Genomic DNA, 16,373 nt, shown 5'->3' with positions numbered 1-16,373 from the left:
GCGCGTAAAATGCCCGCCCCACTCAGCAGGCCCAGCACATGACTCCAGACGTTCTCGCCACCTTGCAGCAACACCTGTTGCAGTGCCTCGCCTCGCCGCCCAGCGAGGTGCGCCGCCTGCTGCACGGCCGCGGGCGCTGCTGGCCGGGGCTGGAACAGCTGACCGTGGACTGGCTGCAGGGCACGCTGCTGGTCTGCCTGTACCGCGACCTCGGTGCGGCGGCACTGGCCGCGCTGCAGGACAGCCTGCACGCGCTGACCCGCCAGCCACAGTGGGCCAGCAGCGGCGCCGAGCGCCTGCTCCTGCAGTTGCGCTACCTGGCCGACAGCCCGGCGCTGTGGCTGCATGGCACGCCCGTGCAACAGTGCCAGGTCAGCGAGCAGGGCCTGCACTATCTGCTCGACCTGGGCAGCAAGCAGAACAACGGCCTGTTCCTCGATATGCGCCTGGGCCGCCAGTGGGTGCGCGAGCAGGCCGCCGGACGCCGGGTGCTCAACCTGTTCGCCTACACCTGTGGCTTTTCCGTGGCAGCGCTGGCCGGCGGCGCGCAGCAGGTGGTCAACCTGGACATGGCCCGCGCCGCGCTCAGCCGGGGCCGCGACAACCACCGGCTGAACGGCCAGCCTCTGGAGCGGGTGAGTTTTCTCGGCCATGAGCTGTTCCGCTCCTGGGGCAAGCTGCGCAAGCTCGGCCCCTACGATCTGATCATCATCGACCCGCCGAGCCTGCAGAAAGGCAGCTTCGTGCTCAGCCAGGACTACCCCCGCGTACTGCGCCGGCTGCCCGAACTGCTCGCCCCGCAGGGCCTGGTGCTGGCCTGCGTGAACGCCCCGGAAGTCGGCACTGAGTTTCTCCTGCACAGCATGGCCGAGGCCGCGCCCAGCCTGCAGTTCGTGCAACGCCTGGACAATCCGCCGGAGTTCGCCGACCGCGACCCGCAATGCGCGCTGAAGGCCATGGTGTTCCAGGCCCCCGCGGCACAGGGATGACGTATGCTGTGCCGGCGGCGACCGGCAAGGAATCCAAGATGCACGACGACGAGGCACTCACGCCCGGTTTCATGGTGATCCATGGCAACCACCTGGAAGCATTGCGCGAACTGGCGCTGACCTGGATGCGCCGCTACCCCTTGCATCCCCTGGAAAACGAAGTGCTGCTGGTGCAAAGCAACGGCATTGCCCAGTGGCTCAAGCAGGCCCTCGCCGAAGACCGCGCCGGCATTGCCGCCGCCGTGCAGGTCGAGCTGCCGGCACGCTTTCTCTGGCAGACCTACCGCAACGTGCTGGGCAGCGCGAGCATTGCCCGCCAGTCGCCGCTGGACAAGGCGCCGCTGACCTGGCGGCTGATGCGCCTGCTGCCCGGCCTGCTGGATGAGCCGTGTTTCGCCCCGCTGCGACGCTTTCTCGCCGATGACCAGGACCTGCGCAAGCGCCACCAGCTGGCCGAGCGGCTGGCCGACCTGTTCGACCAGTACCAGGTGTATCGCGCCGACTGGCTGCAGGACTGGGCTGCCGGGCGCGACCAGCTGCATACCTCGCGCCAGGGCATCCGCCCGCTGGATGCCGACTCACGCTGGCAGGCAGCACTCTGGCGGGCCCTGCTCGCCGATGTCGGCAGCGCCGAACTGGCGGCCAGCCGCGCCGGTGTCCATCCACGCTTCATCGCCCAGCTGGCCGCCCTGCAGGAGCGCCCGGCGGGACTGCCGCGCCGCGTACTGGTGTTCGGCATCTCTTCGCTGCCGGCACAGATGGTCGAAGCGCTGGCCGCCCTGTCGCGCTTCAGCCAGGTGCTGCTGTGCGTCCACAACCCTTGCCAGCACTACTGGGGCGACATCGTCGCCGACAAGGACCTGCTGCGCCACGCCTACCGCCGCCAGCTGCAACGCCCGGCCTGCGGGGTCGGCCACCCCCTGCTGGCCGCCTGGGGCAAGCAGGGCCGTGACTACATCAACCTGCTCGACCGCTATGACGAGCCGGACGCCTACCGCGCGCACTTCAGCGCCTGCGGGCAGCGCATCGACCTGTTCAGTGCCGGTGACTGCAGCCATCTGCTCGGCCAGCTGCAGGACGACATCCTCAACCTGCGCAGCCTTGCCGAAAGCCGCGCGCAGTGGCCGGCGGTCTGCCCGGATACTGACCAGTCGCTGCGCTTTCACCTGGCGCACAGCGCCCAGCGCGAAGTGGAAATCCTCCACGACCAGCTGCTCGCCCGCTTTGCCGCCGACCCCAGCCTGCGCCCGCGCGACATCATCGTCATGCTGCCGGACATCGACAGCTACGCCGCGTCGATCCAGGCGGTGTTCGGCCAGTACGAGCGCCACGACCCGCGCTACATTCCCTTCACCCTGGCCGACCAGCAGGCGCGCGGCCAGGAGCCGCTGCTGATCGCCCTGGAACACCTGCTGCGCCTGCCCGACAGTCGCCTGGGGGTCAGCGAAGTGCTCGACCTGCTCGACGTGCCGGCGCTGCGCGCCCGCTTCGCCATCGCCGAGGCTGACCTGGCGACCCTGCAGCGCTGGATTCGCGGCGCCGGCATCCGCTGGGGCCTGGACGCCCGGCGACGTGCCGAGCGCGGCCTGCCCGAAGGGCTGGAGCAGAACACCTGGCGCTTCGGCCTGCGCCGCATGCTCCTCGGCTATGCCGTGGGCCAGGGCCAGGCGTATGGCGAGATCGAGCCCTACGACGAGATCGGCGGGCTGGACGCCGTGCTGATCGGCCCGCTGCTGCAACTGCTCGACACCCTCGACCAGCTGCACCAGCAACTGGCCCAGGCGCAGCCCGCCAGCGCCTGGGGGCAGTGCCTCGGCCAGCTGCTGGATAACTGCTTCAGCGCCCAGGACGAGCACGACCAGGGCTTGCTGCTCAAGCTGCGCCAGGCCCTCGAAGACTGGCTGGAGCTGACCACGGCAGTGCAGCTGGACGAGCCGCTGCCGCTGGCCGTGGTCCGCGAGGCCTGGCTGGGCCTGCTCGAGCAGGGCAAGCTCGGCCAGCGCTTCCTCAGCGGCGCCGTGAATTTCTGCACGCTGATGCCCATGCGCGCCATCCCCTTCCGGGTGGTCTGCCTGCTCGGCATGAACGATGGCGACTACCCGCGCAGCACCCTGCGCCTGGACTTTGATCTGATGGCCGGCGACTACCGCCCAGGCGACCGCTCGCGCCGCGAAGACGACCGCTACCTGCTCCTCGAAGCCCTGCTGGCGGCCCGTGAGCAGCTGTACATCAGCTGGGTCGGACGGAGCATTCGCGACAACAGCGAACGCCCGCCGTCGGTGCTGATCGGCCAGCTGCGCGACCACCTGCAGAATGCCTGGCGGCTTGACGGCAGCGGCGAGTTGCTCGACGCGCTGACCCAGGAGCATCCGCTGCAACCCTTCAGCCGGCGCTATTTCAATGGCAGCGACGCCGGCCTGTTCAGCCATGCCCACGAGTGGGCGGCGCTCTACCAGCCGGCCAGCGCAGTCACCGACGACGCACTGCCGCCGAGCGAGCAGGACACCCTGAGTCCCGAGCAGCTGCAGGCATTCCTGCGCGATCCGGTGAAGTATTTCTTCAACCAGCGGCTCAAGGTGTTCCTCGACGAGCAGCGTCAGGACCTCAGCGACGACGAGCCCTTCCTGCTCAACGGTCTGCAGCAACACCAGCTGCACAGCCACCTGCTGCAGGCCGCCAGCCAGGCACTGGAACAGGGGCCGCAGGCCGTACAGCAGGCGCTCGCCGAGCAGGCCGCCGTTCTGCAACGCAGCGGCCTGCTGCCGCTGGCCGGTTTTGGCGAGCAATTGCGCGAACAGCTGCAGGCCCGCCTGCCCGAGCAACTGGCCCGCTACCAGGCGCTCTGCCAGACCTGGCCACAGCCTGAGGACAGTGCCCGCCCGCTGCACCTGGACGTTCCCCCGCTCAGCCTGCAGGGCTGGCTGAGCGGCCTGCGCGGGCGCAGCGACGACGCGCAGCTGGCGCGCATCGAACTGCAGGCCGGCGGTCTGGCACGCGGCAAACAATGGAAATGGCATCGCCTGCTGCGCCCCTGGGTCACGCATGTGCTGGCCTGCGCGCAGGGCCTGCCCCTGCACAGCCTGCTGGTCGCCGAGGATGTCAGCCTGCTCGCCGAGCCGCTGCCGAGCGACGTGGCCCGCGCGCAACTGCACGACTGGCTGCAGGCCTGGCAACAGGGCCTGCAGCAACCCCTGCCGGTGGCCATCAACAGCGCCATGGCCTGGCTGCAGGCCGATGTGCCGGACAAGGCGCAAGCGGCCGCGCAACAAGCCTACGAAGGCGGCTACCAGCTGACCGGCGAGTGCCAGCAGAGCGCCTGCCTGGCACGCCACTACCCGGACTTCGCCGCGCTGACCGCCAGCGGTGAGTTTGCCGGGCTGGCGACGAGCCTCTACCAGCGGCTGGGCAGCGCCTTCCGGGTTATCGACGAGCACCGCGAGGAGCACCCATGAGCGCCGCCCGCCCCCTCGCCCTGGACTTTCCGCTGTATGGCAGCCGGCTCATCGAAGCCAGCGCCGGCACCGGCAAGACTTACACCATCTCCGCCCTGTACCTGCGCCTGGTGCTCGGGCATGGCGGCGCGCAGGCGTTCGCCCGGCCGCTGCTGCCCCCGGAAATCCTCGTGGTGACCTTCACCGACGCCGCCACCCGCGAGCTGCGCGAACGTATCCGCAACCGCCTGGTGGAGGCGGCGCAGGCCTTCCGCGACGAGCAGGCCGGCGACCCGCTGCTGCGCCTGCTGCGCGCCGATTATCCACGCGAGGCCTGGGCCGACTGCGCGCAACGCCTGGACAGCGCCGCCCAGTGGATGGACGAGGCGGCCATCTCGACCATTCACAGTTGGTGCCAGCGCATGCTGCGCGAGCATGCCTTCGACAGCGGCAGCCTGTTCACCCAGCAGTTGCAGACCGACCACAGCGAGCTGCTCGCCGAGGTGGTGCGCGACTACTGGCGCCTGCACTGCTACCCGTTGCACGGCCAGACCTTGCAGTGGGTGATGCAGGCCTGGGGCAGCCCGGATGGCTTGCGGGCGGCGCTGCAGGCGCTGCTCGACGAGGCCGGCGCGGCGCCGCAGCAGTCGCTGCACAGCCTGCTGGAGGCCACCCTGAGCGAGCAGCAGCAGGCCCTTGCCGAGCTCAAGGCGCCCTGGTCGCAGTGGGTCGATGAGCTGCAGCAACTGCTCGACCAGGCGGTGGCCGACAAGCAGGTCGATACCCGCAAGCTGCGTGCCCAGTACTACCAGCCCTGGCTGGATCGCCTGCGCGACTGGGCGCAGGGTGAGGCGCGCGAACTGCGCCTGGATACCGGCTTCAAGCGCCTCACCCCGCAGGGCCTGGCCGAGGTGTGGAAACAGGGCGAGCCACCGGCGCACCCGGCGTTGGATGCGCTGAGCCAGCTGCCGGCACGCCTGCAGGCGCTGGCCGGCCCGCACCGCCAGGCCCTGCAGCACGCGGCGGCCTGGGTGTGCGCAGGCTTTGCCGAAGCCAAGCGGCAGCGGGCGGAAATGGGCTTCGACGACATGCTCAGCCGCCTCGACCAGGCTTTGCACGGCGACAACGGCCAGCGCCTGGCCGAGCTGATCGGCCGGCAGTTTCCGGTGGCGCTGATCGACGAATTCCAGGACACCGACCCGCTGCAATATCGCCTGTTCGCCCGCGTCTACCCGCTGCACGACACACAGGCCGAGCGCGGCCTGTTGCTGATCGGTGATCCCAAGCAGGCGATCTACGCCTTCCGCGGCGCGGACATCCACACCTACCTGCGCGCACGGGCTGCCACCACAGGCCGGCATTACCACCTGGATACCAACTACCGCTCCAGCGAGGCCATGGTCGAGGCGGTCAACCGGCTGTTTCTCGCTGCCGAACAGCGCCCGGACAGCCGGGGCGCCTTCCTGTTCCGCAACGGCGCCGACAACCCGCTGCCCTTCCAGCCGGTCAAGGCCGAGGGTCGCCGCGAAATCTGGCAGGTCGAGGGGCAGACCCCAGCAGCGCTGCAACTGCGCCTGTGGCCCAGCGAGCAGCCACTGAGTGCCGGTAAGTACCGCCAGGCGCTGGCCGAGAGTGCCGCCAGCGAAATCACCCGGCTGCTCAACCTGGCACGCCAGGGGCAGGCCGGCTTTCTCCGCGACGGGCAGCTGCACGCCCTGCAGCCCAGCGACATTGCCGTGCTGGTACGCGACCTCAAGGAAGCCCAGGCCATTCGCCGCGCCCTGGCCGCCCGTCAGGTACGCAGTGTCTACCTGTCGGACAAGGACTCGGTGTTCGCCAGCCCGGAAGCCGGCGACCTGCTGCTATGGCTGCGCGCCTGCGCCGAGCCGGACCAGGAGCGCCTGCTGCGCGCCGCGCTGGCCAGTCGCACCCTCGGCCTGTCGCTGAGCGACCTGGAACAACTCAATCAGGACGAGCGACAGTGGGAAGCGCGCGTCATGCAGTTCCGCGACTATCGCCAGCGCTGGCAACGCCAGGGCGTGCTGCCGATGTTACGCCAGTTGCTGCATGACTTCGCCCTGCCACAACAACTGATGCGCCGCAGTGACGGCGAACGGGTACTGACCAACCTGCTGCACCTGGCCGAGCTGCTGCAGCGTGCCGCCCGCGAACTGGATGGCGAACAGGCCCTGCTGCGCCACCTGCAGGAGCTGCTTGCCGGCCAGGCTGGCAACGCCGATGAACAGGTGCTGCGCCTGGAAAGCGACGAAGCGCTGGTACGCGTGGTGACCATCCACAAGTCCAAGGGCCTGGAATACCCGCTGGTATTTCTGCCGTTCATCTGCAGCTTCCGCGCCGTCGACGCCCGCCAGCCGGTGTACCTGCACGATGGCGAACAGCGCCGTCTGCAACTGGACGTGGATGATGAGGTGTTGCAAGAGGCCGATCAGCAACGCCTCGCCGAAGACCTGCGCCTGCTCTACGTCGCCCTGACCCGCGCTCGGCACAGTTGCTGGCTGGGCATTGCCGACATCACCCAGGGCAACGCCAGGGGCTCGCGTCTGGAGCGCTCGGCGCTCGGCTACCTGCTGGGCGGCGGAGCCCGCCTGGACAACAGCAGCCAGTTACTCGACTGGCTGCAGGCGCAGCAGGCCCTGCCATATTGCGACCTGCAGAACGCCCCGCCGCCCAATGACCATCCGCTGCAACAGGACGGCGCGACGCTGCCCGACCTGCACTGGCGCGTACCGCCGCGCGCGGCGGCCGAACACTGGTGGATTGCCTCCTACAGTGCCCTGCACTACCAGGAGGAAACACCCGGCAGTGCGCTGGCCGCCGACAGCGCACGCGAGGAAAAGGCCCGCGACCTGCACCAGCCGGCCAGCCCTGCACAGCCGGGCGGTCGCGCGGGCAGCCTGCACACCTTCCCGCGCGGCCCCAATCCCGGCACCTTCCTCCATGGCCTGCTGGAGATGGCGGCCGAGGAAGGCTTTGCCCAGCTCGCCGGGCAACCCGGGCAGTTGCGCGAACTGATCGCCCGGCGCTGCCAGCTGCGTGACCTGCAAGCCTGGATCGACCCGCTCAGCGACTGGCTGCTGGCCCTGCTGCAGCGTCCACAGGCATTGCCCGGCGGCGCGCAGGTCGCACTCTGCCAACTGCAACACTACCAGGCCGAGCTGGAGTTCTGGCTGGCCGTGCAGCAGGTCGAGGTCCAGCAACTGGATACCCTGGTGCGCCAGTACATCCTGCCCGGCGAACCACGCCCGGCGCTCAGCCGCGAGCGCCTCAACGGCCTGTTCAAGGGCTTCATCGACCTGGTGTTCGAACACCAGGGACGCTATTACCTGGCCGACTACAAATCCAACTGGCTGGGCGAGGACGACAGCGCCTATAGCCCGCAAGCCATGCAGGCGTGCATCCTCGAACAGCGCTACGACCTGCAATACGCGCTCTACCTGCTGGCCCTGCACCGCCAGTTGCAGCTGCGCCTGCCCGACTACCAGTACGCGCAGCACATGGGTGGCGCGCTTTACCTGTTCCTGCGTGGCCAGGCAGCGCCAAGCCAGGGGCTGTTTCTCGACCGACCGCCACAAGCCCTGCTCAATGCCCTGGATGAGCTGTTTCGTGGCCAGCACAAGGAGCGCAGCCGATGAGTCAACAACTGTCCCTGCTGTCTGCCCATGACCCGGCACTGCACGACCGCCAGGCCATGCTGGCGCTGCTCGACAGCTGGCAGGGCGAGGGCTGGCTGCGCGTGCTGGACGTCGCGCTGGCGCGTTTCTGTGTGGAACTGGACCCGCACAGCCCGCCACTGCTGTTGCTCGGTGCGGCGCTGAGCAGCCTGCAACTCGGTCACGGCCATGTCTGCCTGGACCTGGCCGCCTGCCTTGCCGAGCCGGGCCTCGGGCTGTCGGTCAATCCCTCCGCCAGCACACTGCCGCCGGCCCGCCTGCTGCAACAGATCAGCCTCGACGACTGGCTGAGCAGCCTGCAGCAGAGCCCCCTGGCCGGTACGGCGGAAGCCGGCAACAGCCCGCTGGTACTCGATGGCCAGCGCCTCTACCTGCGCCGCTACTGGAACTACGAGCAGACTGTGGCCAAGCAGATCGCCGCCCGCCTGCCCCGCCAGCAGGCACTCCCCGCAACCTTCTCCACGCGTCTACAGGAGCTGTTCAGCAGCCCGCCCGAGCAACACGGCAAACGCCTCTGCGACTGGCAGAAAGTGGCCTGCGCGCTGGCGGCACGCAGTGCCTTCAGCCTGATCACTGGTGGGCCGGGTACCGGCAAGACCACCAGCGTGGTGCGCCTGCTGGCCCTGCTCCAGGAAGCCGCCCTGCAAGCCGGCCAGCCATTGCGCATCCAGCTGGCCGCACCGACCGGCAAAGCCGCGGCGCGTCTCAGCGAATCTATCGGCGCCCAGGTCGCTGCCTTGCCGGTCAGCGAGGCGGTGCGCGAGCTGATCCCGCGCGTGGTCACCACTCTGCATCGCCTGCTCGGCAGCCTGCCGGACAGTCGGCATTTCCGTCATCACGCGGGCAATCCGCTGGCGCTGGATGTCCTGGTCGTCGATGAAGCCTCGATGATCGACCTGGAAATGATGGCCTGCCTGCTCGATGCCCTGCCCGCCACCGCCCGCCTGATCCTGCTCGGAGACAAGGACCAGCTGGCATCCGTGGAAGCCGGTGCACTGCTTGGCGACCTGTGTCGCGATGCCGAATACGGCTACTACGCTGCCGACCTGCAGCACTGGCTGGAGCAGGTCAGTGGCGAACGACTGGACGATCCGCAACTGCGCCCTGGCAGCGCCCAGAACCAACCGCTGGCCCAGCACACCCTGATGTTGCGTCACTCACGGCGCTTTGCCGGCCACTCCGGCATTGGCCAGTTGGCGCGCGCCGTCAATCAGGGCAATGCTGCTGACGCACGGCAGATCCTCGCCAGCCCAGCCGCAGACCTGCAGGTATTGCGCCTGCACGGCAGCCAGCAGCAGGCACTCGCACCGCGGTTGCTGGATGGCCATGGCGCGGCGCTTGGCTATACCCATTACCTGCAGGTCATGCAGCAGCGGCGTCCATCTGTCGAGACAGCTGACCAGCCATCCGCCTGGCTGCACTGGGCACGCCAGGTGCTGGCGGCCTTCGAGCAGTTCCAGTTGCTCTGCGCACTGCGCCAGGGCCCGTGGGGCGTGGAAGGGCTGAACACGCAGATTGCCGCCGCGCTGCTGCAGCGCGGCCTGCTGGACAGCGACCAGGGTTGGTACGAGGGGCGGCCGGTCATGGTTACGCGCAATGACTACAACCTCGGGCTGATGAATGGCGACATCGGTATCGCCCTGTGTATGCCGGACAGCACAACCCCGTCACGCCAGGTATTGCGCGTAGTGTTTCCACGCAACGACGGCCAGCAGGGACTGCGCCTTGTCCTGCCCAGCCGGCTGAGTGCCGTGGAAACCGTATATGCGATGACCGTGCATAAATCCCAGGGCTCCGAGTTCGCCCACTGCGCCCTGCTGCTGCCCGACACGCTCAACCCGGTACTGACCCGCGAGCTGATCTATACCGGGATCACCCGTGCCCGTGAGCACTTCACGCTGATCGAGAGCCATCCGCCAGTCTTCGAGCAGGCCATCCAGCGCCGCGTGCAACGCCACAGTGGCCTGCTCGACGCACTGCGCCAGGCTACAGCGGCAACAATTGCCGCTGGCTGAGGAAATGCCGGGGTAGCCCGCTGAGCGGATCGTCGAAATGCAGGCTGCGGGCCAGCAACTGCAACGGCTGGGTGAAGTCATCTACGTCGTGTGCCTGCAACTGCGGGTACAGCGGATCATGGCGCAAGGGTGCGCCAAGCGCCGCCATCTGCACGCGTAGCTGGTGTTTGCGGCCGGTTTGCGGCTGCAGTCGATAACGCCAGTAGGCGCTACCCCGCTCCAGTACCTGCAGCGTTGTCCAGGCATTGGCCGGCCCACTGACCGCCTGCATACGAAAGAACGGCTCGCCCGGCTGCAGGCAATGCGCCGCCTGATAAGGCCAGGCCAGCCCTAGCAAAGGGCCGGCAACGGCTTCATAGACCTTGTGCATACGTTGCTGACGAAACAGCGACAGGTAGGCATCTCGGCTGCTTCGTTGGCAGGACAGCAGCATGACGCCTGCGGTCAAGCGATCCAGACGATGCAGCGGCACCAGCTCGGGCAGCTGCAGTTGCCTCTGCAAGCGACGCAGCACGGTCTGCTCGACCCACTGGCCGGCCGGTGCCACCGCCAGGAAATGCGGCTTGTCGACCACCAGCAAGTGCTCGTCGTGGTGCAGGATCTCCACCGCAAAGGGAATCTCCCGCTCATTGGCTACTTCGCGGAAATACTCAACGCGCATGCCTTCGCGATAGGGGCTATCCACAGCCAGTGGCTGCCCCTGAAAAAGCACCTTGCCTTGCTGCAGACGAGCCAGCCAGGTGGCGCGATCCACCCCTGGCAGCACGTCACACAAGCCGTCGAGTAGCCAACGCCAAGGGCCGGCCGGCAAGTGCAGATGACTGGCGCCAATCAGGGGGGACTCAGACATGCTCTTTTCCCGCGCACAAAGAAGAAACCCCAGCTTCTTTCGAAGCTGGGGTTTCGTATAGGTGCTTGACGATGACCTACTCTCACATGGGGAAGCCCCACACTACCATCGGCGATGCGTCGTTTCACTTCTGAGTTCGGGAAGGGATCAGGTGGTTCCAACGCTCTATGGTCGTCAAGCAATTTTGTTGCTGTATCGTTTTGAGGCGCTACAGCGAATTGGGTATGTGATGTCTTGGTATTGCGTGTTCAGGCAAATTTTCGGTTTGTCGACTTCAACCGTCTAACAGCCAAATTGTTTGGGTGTTATATGGTCAAGCCTCACGGGCAATTAGTACTGGTTAGCTCAACGCCTCACAACGCTTACACACCCAGCCTATCAACGTCGTAGTCTTCGACGGCCCTTTAGGGAGCTCAAGGCTCCAGTGAGATCTCATCTTGAGGCAAGTTTCCCGCTTAGATGCTTTCAGCGGTTATCTCTTCCGAACGTAGCTACCCGGCAATGCCACTGGCGTGACAACCGGAACACCAGAGGTTCGTCCAACCCGGTCCTCTCGTACTAAGGTCAGCCCCTCTCAAATCTCAAACGTCCACGGCAGATAGGGACCGAACTGTCTCACGACGTTCTAAACCCAGCTCGCGTACCACTTTAAATGGCGAACAGCCATACCCTTGGGACCGGCTTCAGCCCCAGGATGTGATGAGCCGACATCGAGGTGCCAAACACCGCCGTCGATATGAACTCTTGGGCGGTATCAGCCTGTTATCCCCGGAGTACCTTTTATCCGTTGAGCGATGGCCCTTCCATACAGAACCACCGGATCACTAAGACCTACTTTCGTACCTGCTCGACGTGTCTGTCTCGCAGTCAAGCGCGCTTTTGCCTTTATACTCTACGACCGATTTCCGACCGGTCTGAGCGCACCTTCGTACTCCTCCGTTACTCTTTGGGAGGAGACCGCCCCAGTCAAACTGCCCACCATACACTGTCCTCGATCCGGATAACGGACCAGAGTTAGAACCTCAAGCATGCCAGGGTGGTATTTCAAGGATGGCTCCACGCGAACTGGCGTCCACGCTTCAAAGCCTCCCACCTATCCTACACAAGCAGGCTCAAAGTCCAGTGCAAAGCTACAGTAAAGGTTCACGGGGTCTTTCCGTCTAGCCGCGGATACACTGCATCTTCACAGCGATTTCAATTTCACTGAGTCTCGGGTGGAGACAGCGCCGCCATCGTTACGCCATTCGTGCAGGTCGGAACTTACCCGACAAGGAATTTCGCTACCTTAGGACCGTTATAGTTACGGCCGCCGTTTACCGGGGCTTCGATCAAGAGCTTCGCTTGCGCTAACCCCATCAATTAACCTTCCGGCACCGGGCAGGCGTCACACCCTATACGTCCACTTTCGTGTTTGCAGAGTGCTGTGTTTTTAATAAACAGTCGCAGCGGCCTGGTATCTTCGACTGGCATGGGCTTACGTAGTAAATACTTCACCCTCACCAGCGCACCTTCTCCCGAAGTTACGGTGCCATTTTGCCTAGTTCCTTCACCCGAGTTCTCTCAAGCGCCTTGGTATTCTCTACCCAACCACCTGTGTCGGTTTGGGGTACGGTTCCTAGTTACCTGAAGCTTAGAGGCTTTTCCTGGAAGCATGGCATCAACCACTTCGCATTCTAAAAGAACGCTCGTCATCAGTTCTCGGCCTTGATTTCCCGGATTTGCCTAAGAAATCAGCCTACCACCTTAAACACGGACAACCAACGCCGTGCTGGCCTAGCCTTCTCCGTCCCCCCATCGCAGTAACTAGAAGTACGGGAATATTAACCCGTTTCCCATCGACTACGCTTTTCAGCCTCGCCTTAGGGACCGACTAACCCTGCGTCGATTAACGTTGCGCAGGAACCCTTGGTCTTTCGGCGTGGGAGTTTTTCACTCCCATTGTCGTTACTCATGTCAGCATTCGCACTTCTGATACCTCCAGCAAGCTTCTCAACTCACCTTCACAGGCTTACAGAACGCTCCTCTACCGCGTCACTTACGTGACACCCGTAGCTTCGGTGTATGGTTTGAGCCCCGTTACATCTTCCGCGCAGGCCGACTCGACTAGTGAGCTATTACGCTTTCTTTAAAGGATGGCTGCTTCTAAGCCAACCTCCTAGCTGTCTAAGCCTTCCCACATCGTTTCCCACTTAACCATAACTTTGGGACCTTAGCTGACGGTCTGGGTTGTTTCCCTTTTCACGACGGACGTTAGCACCCGCCGTGTGTCTCCCATGCTCGGCACTTGCTGGTATTCGGAGTTTGCATCGGTTTGGTAAGTCGGGATGACCCCCTAGCCGAAACAGTGCTCTACCCCCAGCAGTGATACATGAGGCGCTACCTAAATAGCTTTCGAGGAGAACCAGCTATCTCCGAGCTTGATTAGCCTTTCACTCCGATCCACAGGTCATCCGCTAACTTTTCAACGGTAGTCGGTTCGGTCCTCCAGTCAGTGTTACCTAACCTTCAACCTGCCCATGGATAGATCGCCCGGTTTCGGGTCTATACCCAGCGACTAAACGCCCTATTAAGACTCGCTTTCGCTACGCCTCCCCTATTCGGTTAAGCTTGCCACTGAATATAAGTCGCTGACCCATTATACAAAAGGTACGCAGTCACCTAACAAAGTAGGCTCCCACTGCTTGTACGCATACGGTTTCAGGTTCTATTTCACTCCCCTCTCCGGGGTTCTTTTCGCCTTTCCCTCACGGTACTGGTTCACTATCGGTCAGTCAGTAGTATTTAGCCTTGGAGGATGGTCCCCCCATATTCAGACAAGGTTTCTCGTGCCCCGTCCTACTCGATTTCACTTCTAAGACCCTTTCATATACGGGGCTATCACCCACTATGGCCGCACTTTCCAGAGCGTTCTATTAAAGTCAAAGAAGCTTAAGGGCTAGTCCCCGTTCGCTCGCCACTACTAAGGGAATCTCGGTTGATTTCTTTTCCTCAGGGTACTTAGATGTTTCAGTTCCCCTGGTTCGCCTCACACACCTATGGATTCAGTGTGTGATACCTGACTTATGTCAGGTGGGTTCCCCCATTCAGAGATCTCCGGATCAAAGTCTGTTTGCCGACTCCCCGAAGCTTTTCGCAGGCTACCACGTCTTTCATCGCCTCTGACTGCCAAGGCATCCACCGTATGCGCTTCTTCACTTGACCATATAACCCCAAGCAATCTGGTTACTGTCTATAACGTGAAGACGACATTCGCCGAAAATTTGCATAGAGAACACGCAAATTTTACCTTGACTCGACATGCTGCCAGTGAAAGCAACACATCGGTCTACTTCTATCACATACCCAAATTTTTAAAGAACAGTTCTGGCGCAAAGTCCAGAACTCAACATCCAAGCCATTAAGACCAGATGCTCAGTTCTGAGCTTTCAGCGATTAGAGTAAATGGTGGAGCCAAGGAGGATCGAACTCCTGACCTCCTGCGTGCAAAGCAGGCGCTCTCCCAGCTGAGCTATGGCCCCTTCGATTGGTGGGTCTGGGCAGATTCGAACTGCCGACCTCACCCTTATCAGGGGTGCGCTCTAACCAACTGAGCTACAGACCCAATCGTACTCTCGGGTCTAAACCCAATCGCTTTTCGCAAGTGAATCAAGCAATTCGTGTGGGAACTTATGAAGAAGCTGTGTCTTCGATTAAGGAGGTGATCCAGCCGCAGGTTCCCCTACGGCTACCTTGTTACGACTTCACCCCAGTCATGAATCACTCCGTGGTAACCGTCCCCCCGAAGGTTAGACTAGCTACTTCTGGAGCAACCCACTCCCATGGTGTGACGGGCGGTGTGTACAAGGCCCGGGAACGTATTCACCGTGACATTCTGATTCACGATTACTAGCGATTCCGACTTCACGCAGTCGAGTTGCAGACTGCGATCCGGACTACGATCGGTTTTATGGGATTAGCTCCACCTCGCGGCTTGGCAACCCTTTGTACCGACCATTGTAGCACGTGTGTAGCCCTGGCCGTAAGGGCCATGATGACTTGACGTCATCCCCACCTTCCTCCGGTTTGTCACCGGCAGTCTCCTTAGAGTGCCCACCATAACGTGCTGGTAACTAAGGACAAGGGTTGCGCTCGTTACGGGACTTAACCCAACATCTCACGACACGAGCTGACGACAGCCATGCAGCACCTGTGTCTGAGTTCCCGAAGGCACCAATCCATCTCTGGAAAGTTCTCAGCATGTCAAGGCCAGGTAAGGTTCTTCGCGTTGCTTCGAATTAAACCACATGCTCCACCGCTTGTGCGGGCCCCCGTCAATTCATTTGAGTTTTAACCTTGCGGCCGTACTCCCCAGGCGGTCAACTTAATGCGTTAGCTGCGCCACTAAGTACTCAAGGTACCCAACGGCTAGTTGACATCGTTTACGGCGTGGACTACCAGGGTATCTAATCCTGTTTGCTCCCCACGCTTTCGCACCTCAGTGTCAGTATCAGTCCAGGTAGTCGCCTTCGCCACTGGTGTTCCTTCCTATATCTACGCATTTCACCGCTACACAGGAAATTCCACTACCCTCTACCGTACTCTAGTCATGCAGTTTTGGAGGCAGTTCCCAGGTTGAGCCCGGGGATTTCACCTCCAACTTACAAAACCACCTACGCGCGCTTTACGCCCAGTAATTCCGATTAACGCTTGCACCCTTCGTATTACCGCGGCTGCTGGCACGAAGTTAGCCGGTGCTTATTCTGTTGGTAACGTCAAAACAGCAAGGTATTAACTTACTGCCCTTCCTCCCAACTTAAAGTGCTTTACAATCCGAAGACCTTCTTCACACACGCGGCATGGCTGGATCAGGCTTTCGCCCATTGTCCAATATTCCCCACTGCTGCCTCCCGTAGGAGTCTGGACCGTGTCTCAGTTCCAGTGTGACTGATCATCCTCTCAGACCAGTTACGGATCGTCGCCTTGGTGAGCCATTACCTCACCAACTAGCTAATCCGACCTAGGCTCATCTGATAGCGCAAGGCCCGAAGGTCCCCTGCTTTCTCCCGTAGGACGTATGCGGTATTAGCGTTCCTTTCGGAACGTTATCCCCCACTACCAGGCAGATTCCTAGGCATTACTCACCCGTCCGCCGCTGAATCAAGGAGCAAGCTCCCCTCATCCGCTCGACTTGCATGTGTTAGGCCTGCCGCCAGCGTTCAATCTGAGCCATGATCAAACTCTTCAGTTCAATACTGATTGGGTTTTGAGAAAACCCTAAACTTGGCTCAGCAATCGCAAAAAACTCTCGAATTCACGAGTGTTACTTGTGATACTGATAATCTTGCGACATCAGTCTTACTCCACAAGCACCCACACGAATTGCTTGATTCAATTTGTTAAAGAGCGTTTCGATCAAG

At 62.9% G+C, this 16,373-nt stretch carries 5 protein-coding genes, 2 tRNA genes and 3 rRNA genes; 4 read left to right on the top strand and 6 right to left on the bottom strand.

Annotated features, from left to right (window positions below):
• The first annotated feature begins 38 nt into the window (after window positions 1–38).
• Genes CW360_RS06125 through recD form a run of 4 tightly spaced genes read left to right on the top strand, consistent with a single transcriptional unit; the run spans window position 39 to window position 10,127 of the window.
• Window positions 39–989 carry a class I SAM-dependent methyltransferase gene (locus CW360_RS06125; RefSeq protein WP_101193094.1) on the top strand — a complete coding sequence of 317 codons (951 nt, stop codon included), beginning with the start codon at window positions 39–41 and terminating at the stop codon, window positions 987–989.
• Window positions 990–1,027: 38 nt separating this feature from the next.
• Window positions 1,028–4,441: an exodeoxyribonuclease V subunit gamma gene (gene recC / locus CW360_RS06120; protein ID WP_101193093.1), complete on the top strand. Its 3,414-nt coding sequence runs from the start codon at window positions 1,028–1,030 to the stop codon at window positions 4,439–4,441.
• Window positions 4,438–8,073, top strand: a complete 3,636-nt coding sequence (recB, locus tag CW360_RS06115) for an exodeoxyribonuclease V subunit beta (protein ID WP_101193092.1) — start codon at window positions 4,438–4,440, stop codon at window positions 8,071–8,073. The genes recC and recB overlap by 4 nt, the downstream gene beginning before the upstream one ends.
• Complete coding sequence (recD, locus tag CW360_RS06110; RefSeq protein WP_101193091.1) at window positions 8,070–10,127, top strand: exodeoxyribonuclease V subunit alpha; 2,058 nt, start codon at window positions 8,070–8,072, stop codon at window positions 10,125–10,127. Before recB ends, recD begins: the two co-directional genes overlap by 4 nt.
• Here recD and CW360_RS06105 read toward each other — a convergent pair.
• From CW360_RS06105 to CW360_RS06080, 6 genes are all read right to left on the bottom strand, one after another.
• Entirely contained in the window at window positions 10,099–10,977 is an 879-nt protein-coding gene (locus CW360_RS06105; RefSeq protein ID WP_101193090.1) for a pseudouridine synthase, read from the bottom strand. The two genes, recD and CW360_RS06105, sit on opposite strands and share 29 nt — an antisense overlap.
• A 63-nt stretch (window positions 10,978–11,040) precedes the next feature.
• A 5S ribosomal RNA gene (rrf, locus tag CW360_RS06100) occupies window positions 11,041–11,156 on the bottom strand.
• Between the two features lie 130 nt (window positions 11,157–11,286).
• Window positions 11,287–14,178, bottom strand: a 23S ribosomal RNA gene (locus CW360_RS06095).
• Between the two features lie 241 nt (window positions 14,179–14,419).
• Window positions 14,420–14,495 (bottom strand) — tRNA-Ala (locus tag CW360_RS06090).
• A 6-nt stretch (window positions 14,496–14,501) separates the two neighbouring features.
• A tRNA-Ile gene (locus CW360_RS06085) sits at window positions 14,502–14,578 on the bottom strand.
• An 89-nt stretch (window positions 14,579–14,667) separates the two neighbouring features.
• Window positions 14,668–16,204, bottom strand: a 16S ribosomal RNA gene (locus CW360_RS06080).
• Together the 16S, 23S and 5S rRNA genes with 2 tRNA genes alongside form the textbook arrangement of a ribosomal RNA operon.
• Window positions 16,205–16,373: the final 169 nt, after the last annotated feature.

Source organism: Pseudomonas fluvialis (assembly GCF_002835605.1).
In the GTDB taxonomy this organism is placed as follows: domain Bacteria; phylum Pseudomonadota; class Gammaproteobacteria; order Pseudomonadales; family Pseudomonadaceae; genus Aquipseudomonas; species Aquipseudomonas fluvialis.
Note: the sequence above shows the minus strand (reverse complement) of the source record. Positions and strands in the feature narration are given on the sequence as shown.